Origin of the sequence: Streptomyces sp. NPDC048275, assembly GCF_040652275.1 — a bacterium.
GTDB lineage: Bacteria > Actinomycetota > Actinomycetes > Streptomycetales > Streptomycetaceae > Streptomyces.
In genome coordinates this window covers 64,929-81,786 of sequence record NZ_JBEZLR010000028.1, presented here as the reverse complement: position 1 = coordinate 81,786, position 16,858 = coordinate 64,929, and the positions used below count along the sequence as shown (strand labels likewise).

The following is a 16,858-nucleotide window of genomic DNA, read 5'->3' as shown; positions in this document are numbered from 1 at the left end:
GCACCTTTCGGCAAGAAGGGGAGGTGGGGAGGCAGGGAGGTGGGATCAGGAACGGACTTCCAGGAGCGGCACATGCTGCTCCACCGGTGTCATCGAACCGTGGTTGCCGACCATCGCCGACTCCTTCGGCTCGCGCTCGGTGGCGATGATCAGCACATCGTCCTGTGCCGCCGCGACGACATCGCCGATCCGGGCGTACACCCGCTCGTCGATGTGCGGGCCGAACCAGCCCGCCGCGATGGCCTCGTCTCGCGACGCCACCCAGAACTGTTCACCGAGCACCTCGCGCCAGCAGGTCAGGACATCCGCCTCGGCGCCCTGCACGGCGTAGACGTGCCGGGCGCGGCCTTCGCCGCCGAGTAGGGCGACCCCGGCGCGCAGCTCCCAGTCCTCGTCGAAGTCGATGCGGTGCTGCTCGTCGAAGGGGATGTCGATCATGCCGTGGTCGGCGGTGACGTACAGCGCCGTGCGGGACGGCAGTTGCTCCGCGAGGCGCTGGACCAGGCGGTCGACATACATCAGCTGGCCGCGCCAGGGGTCCGAGTCGACGCCGAAGCGGTGGCCCTTGCCGTCCACCTCGGCGTAGTACGTATAGACCAAGGAGCGGTCGCCCGCGGCGAGTTGCTGGGCCGCGAGGTCCATGCGCTCCTCGCCGCTCAGACGCCCGTGGAACGTTCCGCCACTGAGGGCGACCTTGGTCAGTGGGGTGCTCTGGAAGGCGGGGGACGAGACCTGGGCGGTGTGCACGCCGGCCGCGTGCGCCAGCTGGAAGACCGTGGGATACGGCTGCCAGGCGCGCGGCTCCGTCCACGGGTTCCAGCGCAGCTGGTTCATCAGCTCGCCGGTCTTCGGGTTGCGCGCGGTGTAGCCGGGCAGGCCGTGCGCGCCGGGCGGCAAGCCGGTGCCGACGGAGGCGAGGGAGGTCGCGGTGGTCGCCGGGTAGCCGGCGGTGATCGGCCGCCCGGTGCCCCCGCGAGAGGACGCCAGGAGTGACGTCATGAAGGGGGCCTCGTCGGGGTGCGCCTTCAGCTGCTCCCAGCCGAGACCGTCGATCAGAAAGACGCAGTTCCGATCGGCTCCGGTCAGCTCCGGTATGGCGGCGGTCATGCCGGGCACCGCCATGCCCGCGGCGAGCGTGGGCAGCAGGTCAGCGAGCGAACCGGCGCCGTACTCGGGGACGGGTGCGGAGTCGAGTGCGAGTGGTTCCGGGTGATCCCAGGTCGGCAGGGCCATCAGCGCGTGGTGTCCGCGGTCGCCTCGGAGAGGGACTGGGCGAAGGCGAGGGCCTGGCGCACCGTCTCCGGGCCGTCACCGGCCTCACTGACGCGTAGGCTCAGGTCGTCCGCCGTCGAATTGCCCGTGTAGCCGTGGTCCGCCTCGCAGTTGGGGTCGCCGCAGGCCGCGGGCTCCAGGTCGATGCGGGAGACCGCGCCCCAGCCGATGGTCAGGACGACCTCGCGGGGCAGGGTGCCCGGCTTGTACGACTCGGGGTTGGCGACGACACGGCTGACGACGACCGACGAGATCCGGCCGATCTTCACGGACTCCGTCGACGTCGTGGCGTACGGCGTCGGCGAGGTGGTGTCCGCCGCTTGCTCGTCGGTGTGGCTCACGATGAAGCGATTGTCGGTGAGGACGAGCACCGTGACATGCCGACGCACTTCGTTCGCGTCGAACGTGGTCTCCTGGTGGACCAGGTACGACCGGATGGTCTCGCCGCCGATCGCGGCCTCCACCGCCTCGGCCACGAGGGCCGGGTAGTAGCCGCTGCGCTCGATCGCCGCTCGCAGCCCCTGGGTCGTCGTACTGGTCTTGGCCATGACGTCCATCCTACGGTGGCCCACTGACTGCGAGGCACCGCTCGCGGTGTCTGTCGTGGACGGATCAGATACGAACCGGGCACACCTCAGGCATGCGTCGAGCGCGCGTCGGGCACCCATCAAGCGCGACCCGGCCGATCCGGCGCGGCTCAGACGACCGGAAGCGTCCGCGGGCCGAGGTCGTCGCGGACGGGCGCGCGGGCCAGCCGTACGGTGGCGCCGAGCACGCTCAGGCCGCTCGTGGCGACCACCACGGGCTCCAAGGAGACGGCCACGACCTCCGGGTGGTCGTCGACCAGCCGCGACACCCGCAGCATCAGCTCTTCGAGGGCCGCCGTGTCGACCGGTGCCGAGCCGCGCCAGCCGAACAGGAGCGGCGCAGTCCGGATCGACCGGACCAACGAGGTCGCGTCCCGGTCGGTGACCGGAATCAGCCGGTGGGCCGTGTCTCCGAGCAGGTCCGACGCGGCGCCGGCCAGCCCGAACGACAGCACCGCTCCGGCCGCCGGATCGATGACGGTTCGTACGACCGTGTCGACGCCACGCGGTGCCATGCCCTGCACGACCGGGCGCAGCTCCGTCGGCGTCCCGAAGAGGTCGGTCAACTCCGCGTACGCCCTGCGCAATTGCTCCTCGTCCGCCAGATCCAGGCGTACGCCGCCCAGGTCGGCGCGGTGGCGCAGGTGCGGGGCGGTGGCCTTGAGGGCCACGGGGTAGCCGAGGGTGTGCGCGGCCGCGGCGGCCTCGTCGGGCGTGGGCGCGGGCAGCGCACGGCGTACGTCGATGCCGTACCGCCCGAGCAGGGCGCAGGCGTCCTGTGTACCGAGCGTCAGCCCCTCGCCCCGGGCGAGCAGATGGTCGATCTGCTCGGCGGCGCCCTTCTCGTCGATGTCCTCGTACTCGGGCACCTTGCCGGGCTGGGCCGCCTCCCGCCGCCACTGGCCGTACTTCACCGCCTCGGCGAGGGCACGGACGGCGCGCTCGGCGGCGGGGTAGGCGGGGATGAGGCGGGCTTCGTCAGGAGCTTCCACCGCGGCGGGCGGGTGTTCCTCGGGGCCGGGCCGGCGGGCATCGGCCGAGGCTGCGGGTGCGGGTGCCGTCGCCTGCGGCGCCGTACTGGCGGCAGCGGAGAGGGCCTCGGCGAGACCGCCCAGCTCCACATGGACCACGAGCACCGGCTTCTCGGGAGCCACCGCGGCTGCCGAGCGGAGCGCCTGTGCCAGGGCCTCGTCCGCCGCCGACGTCTCCCCCACCGCCGGGATGGCGGTCACCACCACGGCGTCGCACCCGTCGTCGGCCAGGGCTGTCGACAGCGCGCGCCGGAAGTCCTCCGCCGAAGCTCCCGTGGTCAGGTCCAGCGGCGGCGACGGGCGCAGTCCCTCCGCGAGACAGGCGTCGAACGTCAGCAGCCCCAGCGACTCCGAGTTCCCGAGGATCGCCACCCGGGGGCCCGGAGGGAGCGGCTGGCGGGCCAGCAGCAGTCCCGCGTCGACCAGCTCGGTGATCGTGTCGACCCGGATCACCCCGGCCTGCCGCAGCAGGGCGGAGACGGTCGCGTGCGGCAGCCGCGTCGCCCGTACCGCGTGCCCCTGTGGAGCGGCCGCGTGCCGTGCGCCCTGCACCACGACCAGCGGTTTCGCCGCCGCGGTCCGCCGCGCGAGGCGCGTGAACTTGCGCGGGTTGCCGATGGATTCGAGGTACATCAGGGCGACGTCGGTGTCAGGGTCGTCGTACCAGTACTGGAGCACGTCGTTGCCGGACACGTCCGCCCGGTTCCCGGAGGAGATGAAGGTGGAGACGCCGGTCACGCCCGTGACGCCGCCGCCGCGCCGGTGCAGCCGGGACAGCAGCGCGATGCCGATCGCGCCGGACTGGGCGAACAGGCCTATCCGGCCGGGGCGCGGCATCTCGGGCGCGAGCGAGGCGTTGAGCCGCACGTCGGGGGAGGTGTTGATGACCCCGAAGGCGTTCGGGCCGATGATGCGCATCCCGTACGTACGCGCCTGACGGACGAGATCGCGCTGGCGCTCGCGCCCTTCGGCGCCGCTCTCGGCGTACCCGGCGGAGACGACCACGAGCCCCTGCACACCGTGCTCGCCACACTCGGCGACGACCTCGGGGACGTACCGCGTGGGTACGGCGACGACGGCGAGGTCGACGGGCTCCGCGATGTCGCGGATCGAGCGGTACGCGGGGACTCCGTCGAGTTCTTTCTCCTGGAGCGCCCTGTTCACCGCGTACAGGCGGCCGGTGAAACCGGCGTCGCGGAGGTTGGTGAGGACGCTGCGGCCCACCCCGCCGGGCACGCGGCCCGCGCCGATGACGGCGACCGAGCCGGGGGCGAGCAGCCGCTGCACGGACCGGGCCTCGGCGCGCTGCTCCCGCGCGCGCTGCACGGCGAGCGACCGGTCGGTCGGCTCGAGGTCGAACTCCAGGCGTACGACCCCGTCCTCGAAGTGCCGCTTCTGTTGGTACCCGGCGTCCGTGAACACCTTGATCATCTTGCTGTTGGCAGGCAGCACCTCGGCGGCGAAGCGGCGTATGTCACGTTCCCTGGCCACCGCCGCGATGTGTTCGAGGAGGGCCGAGGCGACGCCGCGCCCCTGGTGGGCGTCCTGCACGAGGAAGGCGACCTCGGCCTCATCGGCGGGGACGGGGGCAGGCAGGCCGTCGGCGTCAATCCGGTCATAGCGTACGGTGGCGATGAACTCGCCGCCGATCGTGGCCGCGAGTCCCACCCTGTCCACAAAGTCGTGGTGCGTGAAGCGGTGGACGTCCTTGGCGGACAGGCGCGGGTAGGGCGCGAAGAAGCGGTAGTACTTCGACTCGTCCGAGACCTGCTCGTAGAAGCTGACCAGGCGCTCTGCGTCGTCGACGGTAATGGGCCTGATGCGTGCGGTACCCCCGTCGCGCAGCACCACGTCGGCCTCCCAGTGGGAGGGGTACTCGTGCCGGTCCGACGAGGTCTGCATGGGCCCCAGAGTACGGCTCGCGTCGGACAACGGCGCGAGGCAGGCTAGGGGCACCGAAGTCGGATCCAGGCCGGGGTCCGACGCCGGGTCCGGGGCGGACCAACGCCCGCTCCGGACACGCTTCACGTTATGGAACACTGGTCTAGACAACCCTGAACACTGAAGGGCAGCATCACATGGCTGAGCGCCGCGTCAACGTCGGCTGGGCCGAGGGCCTCCACGCCCGTCCCGCCTCCATCTTCGTCCGGGCGGCCACGGCCTCCGGTATCCCCGTGACGATCGCCAAGACGGAGGGCAACCCCGTCAACGCGGCCTCCATGCTCGCGGTCCTCGGCCTGGGCGCCCAGGGCGGCGAGGAGATCGTCCTCGCTTCGGACGCCGAGGGTGCGGACGCCGCGCTCGACCGGCTGGCGAAGCTGGTGGCGGAGGGTCTCGAGGAGCTCCCCGAGACCGTCTGAGGAACAGCCCCTCCAGCGACGGTGGCGTTATTCGTCGCTGGATGGCGGAGTGTTCGCCGCTACGCAAAACACCACCCAGGAACAAATCGAAGGGCTCGTCCGGAATACCGGGCGAGCCCTTCGCCATTTCGTCTCCAGGGCAGCAAAAAGTAATCCCCGCGAATTACTCCTCTTTGTATACGGCCCCCGTGTTAATGACGCAGGCCCGTCATGTTTACGGGATGTTGCGAAGTCCTCACACGATCCTGGCGATCTCCCCCGGCGGGAAAGCGCAATCGGTGGGCGCCCGCCGCGCGCTCGGTGTGCAGCGCCGTGACCGCCCTGGCCCGCTCACTGTCGCCGCGCGCCACCGCGTCCACGATCCCGCCGTGCTCGGCCCAGGACTCGGCCGGATCGGCCGGCGCCTCGACCGCGTACATCCAGGCGATCTTGTGCCGCAGCTGAGCCAGCGTGGAGGTCAGTGCGGGGCTTCCGGAGGCCTGTGCGAGCGTCTCGTGGAACCAGCCGCCCAGCGAGCGCAGATCCTCGCTGTTGCCCCTCCTGGCCCGCTCCTGACCCAGTCTGACCAGGCCTCGAAGCACCTTGAGGTGGGCCTCGGTGCGGCGCTGCGCGGCCCTGGCGGCACCCAGCGGCTCCAGGAGCATGCGCATCTCCAAGAGATCGGCGGCCTCCTGCTCGGTGGGCTCCGCGACGCATGCGCCCGCGTGTCGACGGGTGAGAACGAAGCCCTCGGCCTCCAGGGTGCGCAGGGCCTCGCGCACCGGAACCCGCGAGACGCCGTAGCGGCGCGCGAGCAGTTCCTCGGTGAGCCGGCTGCCGCGCTCGTAGACACCCGCGACGATGTCGTCGCGGATCGCTGTGCATACCGAGTGCGCAGGAACACGCATGCCGGACCTCCGCTTTAATCCCCGTGAAACGCCGTCGATTGACGCTTGTTCAGTGACTCTATTGCAGAGACTCGGAATTTCCGATGGCGGGCCGGAATCCATGGATATTTTTTGGACAGAGTCGTTCGAAACGACGAAGCCCCGGCTGGGTGAGCCGGGGCTTCGGAAGTACTGCCGCAAGTCAGACGTTCACTCCGTGCGAGCGGAGGTAGGCGACGGGGTCGACGTCGGAGCCGTACTCCGCCGTCGTGCGGGCCTCGAAGTGGAGGTGCGGTCCGGTGGTGTTGCCGGTGGCTCCGGAGAGGCCTATCTGTCGGCCCGGGGTGACCGTCTGCCCCACGGAGACGGCGATGGACGACAGATGGCCGTACATCGTGTAAGTGCCGTCGTTCATCTTGATGACGATCTCGTTGCCGTAGGCGCCGCCCCAGCCGGCCGTGACGACGGTGCCGGAGCCGACCGCGTGGACCGAGGTCCCGGACGCCGCGTGGAAGTCGACGCCGGTGTGGCTGCCGGACGACCAGAGGCTGCCGCCGGCCTGGTAACCGGTGGAGACGTAGGAGCCGGTGATCGGCGGGACGAAGGAGTTCAGACGCTTGCGTTCGGCGGCGCGGGCGGCGCGCTCCTCCGCCTCACGCTCCTTCTTGGCCTCTTCCGCGGCCTGCTTCCGCGCGGCCTCCTCGGCCTGCTTCCGCGCTGCGGCCTCCTTGGCGGCGCGCTGCTGGGCGGCGGCCTGCGCGTCTATCTGCTCGGCGACCGAGTCACCGATCGAGACGGCCTGGGTCAGTCCAGTCCGGTCGGCGGAGGTGTCCGCGGCGAACGCCGGGGCGGCCAGGGTTCCGATGACACCGGTGCTGGTGAGCGCCGCGACGCCGACGGCGTTCGTGGTCGTGCGCTTCACGCGGCTCGGACGGCGGTGCTTCCCTGAGCCACAGGTGAACGCCATGTAGGGGCTGGTCCTTTCCTTCCTTCTCGCCTACCGGGTTAGCTGACGGGTTCGGAGCAGGAAGGTCTCCTACGGACCCCCTTCGGATCATGAAGGGCGTCCGATTCACCCCAGGGACTGCGTATGGGTCCCCGGCTCCCCTGGCTCGCGCCGTACGGGGACTCGGCGATGACTGTCCGGTGCCGCGGGCGCGGCGCACTGCCTGACGAACAGCCGGACCGACGCTAAACGGGACATCTTTCAATCAACAAACGGATCACGGCTTTTGTAGCGCATGCCACAGGGCAGACAGGCAACCTCCCTACCAATACGGACAAATGGGGGCCCAGGAGGCTCTGCGGCCTCCTGGGCCCCCATGGGCCGTGCTGTCCTACTCGGCGGTCACAACGCTCACTTCACCGATTCCCAGAGCCTTGACCGGCTCCTCGATCTGCGCGGCGTCACCCACCAGGATGGTCACCAGACGGTCCACCGGGAAGGCGCTCACGGCGGCCGCGGTGGCCTCCACGGTGCCGGTCGCGGCCAGCTGCCGGTACAGCGTCGCCTGGTAGTCGTCCGGCAGGTACTGCTCGACCTGGTCCGCGAGCGTGCTCGCCACCGCGGCCGCGGTCTCGAACTTGAGGGGCGCCACACCCACCAGGTTCTGTACGGCGATGTCGCGCTCGGCGTCCGTCAGGCCCTCGGCCGCGAGGGTGCGCAGCACCTTCCACAGGTCGTCGAGCGCCGGGCCGGTGTTCGGGGTGTCCACGGAGCCGCTGATCGCCAGCATCGCGATGCCCGTAGCCCCCCCGGAGGGAGAAGGCGCCGCGGCGCGCAGTACCTGGCCGAACGCCCGCACACCGTAGGTGTATCCCTTCTCCTCGCGCAGGACGCGGTCCAGGCGCGAGGTGAGGGTGCCACCGAGGCAGTACGTGCCGAGGACCTGGGCGGGCCAGACGCGGTCGTGCCGGTCGGCACCCACGCGTCCGATGAGCAGCTGCGTCTGGACCGCGCCGGGGCGGTCCACGATGATCACACGGCCGGTGTCGTCGGCGGTCACCGACGGCACGGGGCGCGGCTCGGCCGACGAGCCGCTCCAGGCGCCGAGCGTCTCCGCGAGCAGGGCTTCGAGGCCCACGTCGGTGAGGTCGCCGACGATCACCGCGGTGGCCGTGGCGGGGCGTACGTGCCGGTCGTAGAAGGCGCGTACGGCCGCCGAGTCGATCTTCTGGACGGTCTCCTCGGTGCCCTGGCGCGGGCGCGACATGCGCGAGGTGGCCGGGAACAGCTCCCTGGAGAGCTCCTTGGCGGCGCGGCGAGCCGGGTTGGCCGTCTCGTGCGGGATCTCGTCGAGCCGGTTGCGCACCAGCCGCTCGACCTCGCTCTCGGCGAACGCCGGTGCCCTGAGAGCGTCGGCGAGCAGACCGAGCGCCTTGGGCAGCCGCGACACGGGCACCTCGAGCGACAGCCGCACACCGGGATGGTCGGCGTGCGCGTCGAGCGTGGCGCCGCAGCGCTCCAGCTCGGCGGCGAACTCCTCGGCGGAGAGCTTGTCGGTGCCCTCGGAGAAGGCGCGCGCCATGATCGTGGCAACGCCGTCGAGGCCCGCGGGCTCGGCCTCCAGCGGCGCGGCGAGCAGCACCTCGACGGCGACGACCTGCTGGCCGGGGCGATGGCAGTGCAGCACGGTCAGGCCGTTGTCGAGGGCGCCGCGCCCGGGGGCGGGGAAGGCCCACGGCTTGGCCTTGCCGGCCTGGGGCTGCTGGTGAAAGTCCATGGTGGCGAGCTCGGTCATTTCGCCGCCTCCTCGTCGTCATCGGTGGTGGCAGCGGCGTCGGCGACCGGCTCGTACACGAGCACCGCCCGGTTGTCGGGGCGCAGGCGGGACTTGGCGGCCTCCTGGACCTCGTCGGCGGTGATGTCGAGGACGCGCTGCACGGCGGTCAGGGCGAGCTGCGGGTCGCCGAACAGGACGGCGTACCGGCACAGTTCGTCGGCGCGGCCCGCGACGGTGCCGAGCCGGTCCAGCCACTCGCGCTCCAACTGGGCCTGGGCGCGCTCCATTTCCTCGGCGGTGGGGCCCTCCTCGGCGAACCGGGCGAGCTCCTCGTCGACGGCGGCCTCGATCACCGGGACCTCGACGTCGCCGGACGTCTTCACGTCCAGCCACCCCAGGGAGGGCGCTCCGGCGAGCCGCAGCAGGCCGAACCCGGCCGCGACGGCGGTGCGGTCGCGGCGTACGAGCCGGTTGTAGAGCCGGGAGGACTCGCCGCCACCGAGGACCGTCAGGGCTAGGTCGGCCGCGTCGCACGCGCGCGTGCCGTCCTCCGGGAGCCGGTAGGCAGCCATCAGGGCGCGTGCCGGGACCTCTTCCTCGACGACCTCGCGCAGCTGCTCGCCGATGATGTCGGGCAGGGCGCCGCTACGCGGCGCGGGCTTCCCGTCGTGCCCGGGGATGGAACCGAAGTACTTCTCGATCCAGGCGAGCGTCTGCTCCGGGTCGATGTCGCCGACGACCGACAGCACGGCGTTGTTGGGCGCGTAGTACGTCCGGAAAAAGGCGCGGGCGTCCTCCAGGGTCGCCGCGTCCAGGTCCGCCATCGACCCGATCGGGGTGTGGTGGTACGGGTGGCCCTCGGGGTAGGCGAGGGCGGTCAGCTTCTCGAAAGCCGTGCCATAGGGGACGTTGTCGTAGCGCTGGCGACGCTCGTTCTTGACGACGTCCCGCTGGTTCTCCATGGACTCGTCGTCGAGCGCGGAGAGCAGCGAGCCCATGCGGTCGGCCTCCAGCCAGAGAGCGAGCTCCAGCTGGTGGGCGGGCATCGTCTCGAAGTAGTTGGTGCGCTCGAAGCTGGTCGTGCCGTTGAGCGATCCGCCCGCGCCCTGCACCAGTTCGAAGTGACCGTTGCCCTTCACCTGACCCGAACCCTGGAACATCAGGTGCTCGAAGAGGTGGGCAAGTCCGGTACGGTCCTTGACCTCGTGGCGCGAGCCGACGTCGTACCAGAGGCACACCGCCGCGACCGGGGTCAGGTGGTCCTCGGAGAGCACCACGCGCAGGCCGTTGGCCAGGCGGTGCTCGGTCGCTGTCAGGCCGCCGGAGCCTGCCTCAGCTGTGGCCGTGTGACCCATGGGCATGTACGTCCCTTCGATCGCGGAAAATGCAGAATTCCCTGCCTGTCCTGCCACTGTATGCAAGCGTGCCGACAGCTGGCGAAGTTCCCGCACCTCGTACGCCGAGAGCGAGAATCACGTGGACGGGAGACCGGGCTCCGCGGGCCGGGAGGCGTGACTTCCGTAAGCCGGGAAACCCGGACTTCCGTAGGCGGGAAGGCCTGGTTTCCGTTCGCCGAGAGCGATCGGAAACGGGCTCCGCGAGGCCCGTACGGACGGGTCGCGGTCGGCGTTGTCAGTGGGGCGGTCCACAATGGTCCGCGTCAGATCCCGTTCATGCCCCGGCAGAGACTGTGAAGGAGCCGCAGCAGCGATGGCCCGCCGCAGCACGAAGACCCCGCCGCCCGACGACTCGTACGAGGAGAAGATCCTCGACATCGACGTCGTGGACGAGATGCAGGGCTCCTTCCTCGAATACGCGTACTCGGTCATCTACTCGCGAGCCCTGCCGGATGCCCGAGACGGCCTCAAACCCGTGCATCGCCGCATCGTCTACCAGATGAACGAGATGGGGCTGCGCCCCGACCGCGGCTATGTGAAGTGCGCCCGCGTCGTCGGCGAGGTCATGGGTAAGCTCCACCCGCACGGCGACGCGTCGATCTACGACGCGCTGGTGCGCCTGGCCCAGCCGTTCTCCATGCGCCTGCCCCTGGTGGACGGCCATGGCAACTTCGGCTCTCTCGGCAATGACGACCCGCCGGCCGCCATGCGTTACACCGAGTGCCGGATGGCCGACGCCACGTCACTGATGACGGAGTCGATCGACGAGAACACCGTCGAATTCGCGCCGAACTACGACGGCCAGGAGCAGGAACCGGACGTCCTCCCGGCCGCGTACCCGAATCTCCTGGTCAACGGCTCGTCGGGCATCGCCGTCGGCATGGCGACGAACATGCCGCCGCACAACCTCGGCGAAGTCATCGCCGCCGCCCGCCACCTCATCCGGTACCCGGGCGCCGACCTCGACACCCTGATGAGGTACATCCCGGGCCCCGACCTGCCCACCGGCGGCCGGATCGTCGGCCTCACGGGGATCAGGGACGCGTACGAGAACGGCCGCGGCACCTTCAAGATCCGCGCCACCGTCACCGTCGACAATGTGACCGCGCGCCGCAAGGGCCTCGTCGTCACCGAACTGCCCTTCACCGTCGGCCCGGAGAAGGTGATCGCGAAGATCAAGGACCTGGTCGGCTCGAAGAAGCTCCAGGGCATCGCCGATGTGAAGGACCTCACCGACCGCTCGCACGGCCTGCGCCTGGTCATCGAGATCAAGAACGGTTTCGTGCCGGAAGCGGTCCTGGAGCAGCTCTACAAGCTGACGCCGATGGAGGAGTCCTTCGGTATCAACAACGTGGCGCTGGTGGACGGGCAGCCGCTCACCCTGGGCCTCAAGGAGCTCCTGGAGGTCTATCTCGACCACCGCTTCGACGTCGTACGCCGCCGCAGCGAGTTCCGCCGCGGCAAGAAGCGGGACCGGCTGCACCTGGTCGAGGGCCTTCTCGTCGCCCTGCTGGACATCGACGAGGTCATCCGCCTCATCCGCTCCAGCGAGAACTCGGCTCAGGCCAAGGAGCGCCTGATCGAGCGCTTCTCCCTCTCCGAGATCCAGACGCAGTACATCCTGGACACGCCGCTGCGCCGCCTCACCAAGTTCGACCGCATCGAGCTGGAGTCGGAGCGCGACCGGCTCAACGGCGAGATCGACGAGCTGACCGGAATCCTGGACTCGGACACGGAGCTGCGCAAGCTGGTCTCCGGCGAACTGGCCGCGGTGGCCAAGAAGTTCGGCACCGACCGGCGCACGGTGCTCCTGGAGTCCGCGGGCACCGTCGCCGCGACGGTCCCGCTCCAGGTGGCCGACGACCCGTGCCGGGTGCTGCTGTCCTCGACGGGCCTCCTCGCCCGTACGGCCAACGGCGAGCCCTTCGGGGAGGCCGAGGAGGGCAGGCGCACCAAGCACGACCTGATCGTCTCCGCGGTGCCGGCCACGGCCCGTGGCGAGGTCGGCGCGGTCACGTCCGCGGGCCGCCTGCTCCGCCTGAGTGTGATCGATCTGCCGCAGCTGCCGGAGACGGCGGCGGCGCCCAACCTCTCCGGGGGCGCGCCGATTTCGGAGTTCCTGTCCTCCCTGGAGGCGGACGAGACGGTCGTCTGCCTGACGACGCTCGACGAGTCGTCGCCCGGCCTGGCGATCGGCACCGAGCAGGGCGTCGTGAAGCGTGTCGTCCCCGACTACCCTTCGAACAAGGAGGAGTTGGAGGTCATCACCCTCAAGGACGGCGACCGGATCGTCGGCGCGATCGAGCTGCGCACCGGCGAGGAGGACCTGGTCTTCATCACGGACGACGCCCAGTTGCTGCGCTACCAGGCCTCGCAGGTCCGTCCGCAGGGCCGCGCGGCGGGCGGCATGGCGGGCATCAAACTCACCGACGGTGCGAAGGTGATCTCCTTCAACGCGGTCGACCCGGCGGTGGACGCGGTGGTGTTCACGGTGGCGGGCTCACGCGGCACACTGGACGACTCCGTCCAGACCACGGCCAAACTGACCCCCTTCGACCAGTACCCGCGCAAGGGACGCGCCACGGGTGGCGTGCGCTGCCAGCGGTTCCTGAAGGGCGAGGACTGCCTCGCGCTGGCCTGGGCGGGCGCGGTTCCGGCACGGGCCGCCCAGAAGAACGGCACACCGGCCGAACTGCCGGAGATCGACCCGCGCCGCGACGGTTCGGGCGTGTCCCTGGCAAAGACGGTCTCGGTGGTGGCGGGCCCCGTGTAGCTCAGCCGGTTTCTTCGGGCTCCGGCTGTTGTGCGTATCGAAGGACGCCCCACATGCTGTGCTCATCGGCGTGTGGGGCGTCCTCTTTGCACGCCTCCAGTTCCTTCCCGAGGGCGCCGGTGTCGATGTCCGAGCCGATCAGCACGAGCTGGGTGAGGCGCTCGTCGGCGGCTGCCCAGGGCTGCGGGTAGAACCGCAGAAAACGCCCGACGGCGTGCACGGCGTAGCGATTGCCGCGGTCGTGGGCACCGAAGTCGACGTACCCCTTGATGCGGTAGAGCCCCTCGGGCCTGCTGTCGAGGAAGTCCATCAACCGCCGCGGGCCGAGGGGGACTTCGGCGGTGAAGGAGAGGGATTCGTAGGCGGCGTGCAGGTGGTCGTGGTGATCACTCCCCTCGTGCCGGTGGAGGTCGTCGAAGGACAGCTGTCCGATCCGCTCCTCGGTCGGCCTGCAGTCGAAGAGGAACTCGGGGTCGACACTGCCGTAGGTGGCGGGCACCACGGCAGCCCGGTCGACGAGATCCCGTACCGCGCGGAGCACCCGCTCACCGTCATCGGCCCGGTCGATCTTGTTGACGACGACGAGGTCGGCGAGGGCGAGATGCCGCTCGATCTCGGGGTGCTTCTCGCGCGCGGCGTCGAATTCTGCGGCATCGACGACCTCGACCAGGCCGCCGTAGACGATCCGCGGATGCTCACTGGCGAGCACCATCCGCACGAGTTCCTGAGGCTCGGCGAGGCCGCTCGCCTCGATGACGATCACGTCGATGCCGGCCGAGGGCCGGGCGAGCCGCTCGAGATAGATGTCGAGCTCACTGGCGTCGACGGCGCAGCACAGGCATCCGTTCCCGAGCGACACGGTGGAGTCCCCGAGCGCGCCCGCCACCGCCATCGCGTCGATCTCGATCGCCCCGAAGTCGTTGACGACAGCCCCGATACGGCTGCCGCCGCTGCGGTGCAGGAGGTGATTGAGCAGAGTGGTCTTGCCGGATCCCAGGAAGCCGGCAAGCACGACGACCGGAATCTGCTGCGGACTCGACTGACTCAACGTGCGCCCTCTCCAAAACCTGTACGTGCGCCGGCGCGTGCACCGGCTCTTGTGCGAGGGCGGCTCGTGGACCGGCGCTCGCACGCCATATGACTGCCGACCCAGGATACGAGGGGGAGGAAACACCCCGAAGTGAACGATTGTTAGCGGCGCTCACGGGGCACACGTTGGGCATGGCGCCGGGAAACGCGACCCGCACTTCCCTCCGTGCGCCTCTTCTCCGCCTCCCTGCCGATCAGAGCCGCTCGGCAAGACTGGGAGACGGCAAGCGCGCCGCCCACCGCTCGCCGGTCCGCTCCCTGTCGCCCCACACCCGACGGCCGGCTGAACGGTCGCCTGATTCGGGGGTTGACATGGTCACACTGAAATTTGGGGTACGGAGGTGGGGTTCCGCGACCGTCGCGGGGCTCGCCTTCACGGCGGGGGCACTGGTCGCCCTGGCCGCCCAGCAACGACGCCACAAGGAACTGCGCCTGCGGGTCGCCGAGGTGGAGCGGGGAGACGAACAACGGGCCATACTCGACCAGCAGCGCGCCCAGCAGTATCTGCTGAGCAAGGCCATGGAGGACGCGGACCTGGCCGCGGTGTACAGCACGGTCCAGGTGGACTCGCCCACGCGGCAGCGCCAGTACCTCTTCGCGAACGCCATGTACACCAATGCCCTCCTCGCCTACCGCGTCGGCGTCGTCAGCTGGGAGGAACTGCACGGTCACCTTCGGATGTTCTGCCAGAACCCGATCTTTCGCGCCTACTGGGACGCCCACCGCCCTCATCGCGCGAGCCTCGAAGGCAACTCGACGGAAGCACGTGTGGGCCGAATGGTGGATGGCCTGATCCGCGATCTGGACGAGGCCGACACGGAAGAGTGGTGGGTGGTGGGTGAACCACCCCACGAGTAGAGACGGTTGATCCGCCGCGTACCTCCTGTCACCACAGTCAAGAGAGCTGCATCGTCCGGTCAACAGACCCACTCGGCACAGTCAACAATGACAGTCCCGGCAACAAACTGTGGATACCCTGACCCCGCCCTCAACGGGCTACAATGACCCCGCCCTCGACCGTTCAGACGTGAGGCCCCGGGGTCCTTCATCGTCTAGAAACGAGGACAGGGATCTTGAAAATCGTGCGTCGGATCGGTGCGTCCCCACGCGAACGAGGCAGCATGTCCGGCGATTCATGCCCGGACATCTTCGAGCTCAGCGACGGCAATTTCGCCGTCATCGGGACCGAAGCCACGGCGGCGCTCGACAAGGAGCTCCCCTCGGACGCAGCCCGAGCCGACTACGAACGCATCGTCATCGTCAGCAGAGAGACACTCCTGCGCGCCAAGGCCGACATTCCCGACATGTAACACCACCGCACGACAACACATGGACTGCTCCGTCAACCGTTGAGGTCAACCCGGTCACCCCCGTTGAGGCTCGACCTCCGGAAGCGGCGCCCAGCACGTCCGTGCCACCATGAAACCGCCTTCGCCCCGTGCACGACCCATTGATGCCACGGGGCCACTCCGAGCAGCCAGGCGCTCACCGTGCCCAACGACGCTCGACCACTGCTTTCGTGAGGTCCGGAGCCGGACCGACACCGGACCTCACGCAACCTCTCAGGCCATCGCCGGCACCGCCACCGGCGGAACCGGCCCGACATACCGCGCCGCCGGGCGGATGATCTTCGGGTCCTCCGCTTGCTCCAGGATGTTGGCGCTCCAGCCGACGACGCGGGCCGCGGCGAACGTGGGGGTGAACATCTCGCGCGGCAGACCGCACAGCTCCATGACCACGCCGGCATAGAACTCGACATTGGTGTGGAGCTCGCGGCCGGGCTTGAGCTCGGCCAGGATCGCTTCCACCTGGCGTTCGACCTCGACGGCGAAGTCGACCAGAGGGCCACCGAATTGCCGGGCGATGCCACGGAGCATGCGGGAACGGGGATCCTCGGTGCGGTAGACGGGGTGACCGAAGCCCATGATGCGGTCACCCGCGAGGACACGTTCGCGGATCCAGCTGTCGATACGGTCGGGGCCGCCGATCGCATCGAGGGTGTCCAGGGCACGACTCGGCGCACCGCCGTGAAGAGGACCCGACAGTGCCCCCACCGCTCCCACCAGGCATGCGGCCACGTCCGCTCCAGTCGACGCGATCACCCGCGCAGTGAACGTTGACGCATTGAATCCATGGTCAATGGTTGATATCAAATACTGCTCGACCGCGCGGGCCCGCTCGGCGTCCGGCTCCGAACCTGTCAACATGTAGAGGTAGTTCGCAGCGTGCGGAAGGTCATCGCGCGGCTCCACCGGCTCCAGCCCCTGTCCGAGCCGGTACAGCGCGGTGAGCAGCGTCGGCACGGCCGCGCACACCGCGAGCGTGTCCGCACGGCGCCGGTCGGCGCCGATGTCGTACACCGGCCGGAAGCCCGACGACGCGCCCAGCAGCGACAACGCGGTGCGCAGTCCGGCGAGCGGCCCGGACAGCCCGGTCGCCGCAGCGATCACGGGCAGCGCGGCGCGCACCTCGTCCGGCAGCCTGCGCAGCGCCGCGGTCCGCGCGGCGAAGGCGGCGCCTTGAACCGCGTCCGGCAGCTCACCGTGGACCAGCAGGTACCAGACGTCCTCGAACCCGCGGCTCTGCGCGAGCTCGACGGCCGAGTACTGGCGGTAGTGATAGAAACCCTCCAAACCCCTCACGTCACCCAGCGCGGTATCGGTGACGACGACGCCCGCGAGTCCTCGCGGCACGTCAACGGGGGCGGTGGACGCGGTTGCGGCCCGATTGTTCGACATGCTTTCCTCCCTGAACTTGATT

Annotated in this window: 13 protein-coding genes and 1 riboswitch; of the genes, 4 read left to right on the top strand and 9 right to left on the bottom strand. The window is 69.9% G+C overall.

Annotation, left to right across the window (positions count from 1 at the left end; translation table 11 throughout):
• Window positions 1–45 precede the first annotated feature (45 nt).
• The 3 genes from AB0D57_RS18910 to AB0D57_RS18900 all read right to left on the bottom strand — a co-directional run bounded on the left by AB0D57_RS18910 (window position 46) and on the right by AB0D57_RS18900 (window position 4,792).
• Window positions 46–1,233: a nucleotide pyrophosphatase/phosphodiesterase family protein gene (locus tag AB0D57_RS18910; RefSeq protein ID WP_362073548.1), complete on the bottom strand. Its 1,188-nt coding sequence runs from the start codon at window positions 1,231–1,233 to the stop codon at window positions 46–48.
• Entirely contained in the window at window positions 1,233–1,820 is a 588-nt protein-coding gene (locus AB0D57_RS18905; protein WP_362073545.1) for a DUF5998 family protein, read from the bottom strand. Before AB0D57_RS18905 ends, AB0D57_RS18910 begins: the two co-directional genes overlap by 1 nt.
• A 149-nt stretch (window positions 1,821–1,969) precedes the next feature.
• Window positions 1,970–4,792, bottom strand: a complete 2,823-nt coding sequence (locus AB0D57_RS18900; RefSeq protein ID WP_362073542.1) for a GNAT family N-acetyltransferase — start codon at window positions 4,790–4,792, stop codon at window positions 1,970–1,972.
• A gap of 176 nt (window positions 4,793–4,968) precedes the next feature.
• On the opposite strand from AB0D57_RS18900, the gene AB0D57_RS18895 reads away from it, so the two are divergent.
• Window positions 4,969–5,250, top strand: a complete 282-nt coding sequence (locus AB0D57_RS18895) for an HPr family phosphocarrier protein (RefSeq protein WP_362073539.1) — start codon at window positions 4,969–4,971, stop codon at window positions 5,248–5,250.
• Between the two features lie 191 nt (window positions 5,251–5,441).
• On the opposite strand, the gene AB0D57_RS18890 is transcribed toward AB0D57_RS18895, so the two are convergent.
• The 4 genes from AB0D57_RS18890 to AB0D57_RS18875 all read right to left on the bottom strand — a co-directional run bounded on the left by AB0D57_RS18890 (window position 5,442) and on the right by AB0D57_RS18875 (window position 10,200).
• A complete protein-coding gene (locus tag AB0D57_RS18890; protein ID WP_362073536.1) occupies window positions 5,442–6,137 on the bottom strand; it encodes a GntR family transcriptional regulator in 696 nt (231 codons plus the stop codon).
• A gap of 181 nt (window positions 6,138–6,318) precedes the next feature.
• Window positions 6,319–7,083 carry a M23 family metallopeptidase gene (locus tag AB0D57_RS18885; protein ID WP_362073533.1) on the bottom strand — a complete coding sequence of 255 codons (765 nt, stop codon included), beginning with the start codon at window positions 7,081–7,083 and terminating at the stop codon, window positions 6,319–6,321.
• A gap of 12 nt (window positions 7,084–7,095) precedes the next feature.
• Window positions 7,096–7,261, bottom strand: a riboswitch (cyclic di-AMP (ydaO/yuaA leader).
• Window positions 7,262–7,453: 192 nt separating this feature from the next.
• Complete coding sequence (locus tag AB0D57_RS18880; protein WP_362073530.1) at window positions 7,454–8,857, bottom strand: pitrilysin family protein; 1,404 nt, start codon at window positions 8,855–8,857, stop codon at window positions 7,454–7,456.
• The gene (locus AB0D57_RS18875) at window positions 8,854–10,200 is read right to left on the bottom strand and encodes a pitrilysin family protein (RefSeq protein ID WP_362073527.1); all 1,347 of its coding nucleotides are present in this window, start codon (window positions 10,198–10,200) and stop codon (window positions 8,854–8,856) included. Before AB0D57_RS18875 ends, AB0D57_RS18880 begins: the two co-directional genes overlap by 4 nt.
• Before the next feature lie 349 nt (window positions 10,201–10,549).
• On the opposite strand from AB0D57_RS18875, the gene AB0D57_RS18870 reads away from it, so the two are divergent.
• Window positions 10,550–13,009, top strand: coding sequence for a DNA topoisomerase IV subunit A (locus AB0D57_RS18870; RefSeq protein WP_362073524.1), 2,460 nt, complete (start codon window positions 10,550–10,552; stop codon window positions 13,007–13,009).
• A gap of 1 nt (window position 13,010) precedes the next feature.
• Here the strand turns inward: AB0D57_RS18870 and AB0D57_RS18865 are convergent, their stop codons facing one another.
• The gene (locus AB0D57_RS18865; protein ID WP_362073521.1) at window positions 13,011–14,057 is read right to left on the bottom strand and encodes a GTP-binding protein; all 1,047 of its coding nucleotides are present in this window, start codon (window positions 14,055–14,057) and stop codon (window positions 13,011–13,013) included.
• A 353-nt stretch (window positions 14,058–14,410) separates the two neighbouring features.
• Here AB0D57_RS18865 and AB0D57_RS18860 point away from each other — a divergent pair, with 353 nt between their 5' ends.
• A complete protein-coding gene (locus AB0D57_RS18860; RefSeq protein ID WP_362073518.1) occupies window positions 14,411–14,956 on the top strand; it encodes a DUF6082 family protein in 546 nt (181 codons plus the stop codon).
• Between the two features lie 215 nt (window positions 14,957–15,171).
• Window positions 15,172–15,408 (top strand): hypothetical protein, encoded by a 237-nt coding sequence (locus AB0D57_RS18855; RefSeq protein ID WP_362073515.1) that lies wholly within the window; start codon window positions 15,172–15,174, stop codon window positions 15,406–15,408.
• Window positions 15,409–15,660: 252 nt separating this feature from the next.
• On the opposite strand, the gene AB0D57_RS18850 is transcribed toward AB0D57_RS18855, so the two are convergent.
• A complete protein-coding gene (locus AB0D57_RS18850) occupies window positions 15,661–16,836 on the bottom strand; it encodes a citrate synthase/methylcitrate synthase (protein ID WP_362073512.1) in 1,176 nt (391 codons plus the stop codon).
• Window positions 16,837–16,858 lie beyond the last annotated feature (22 nt).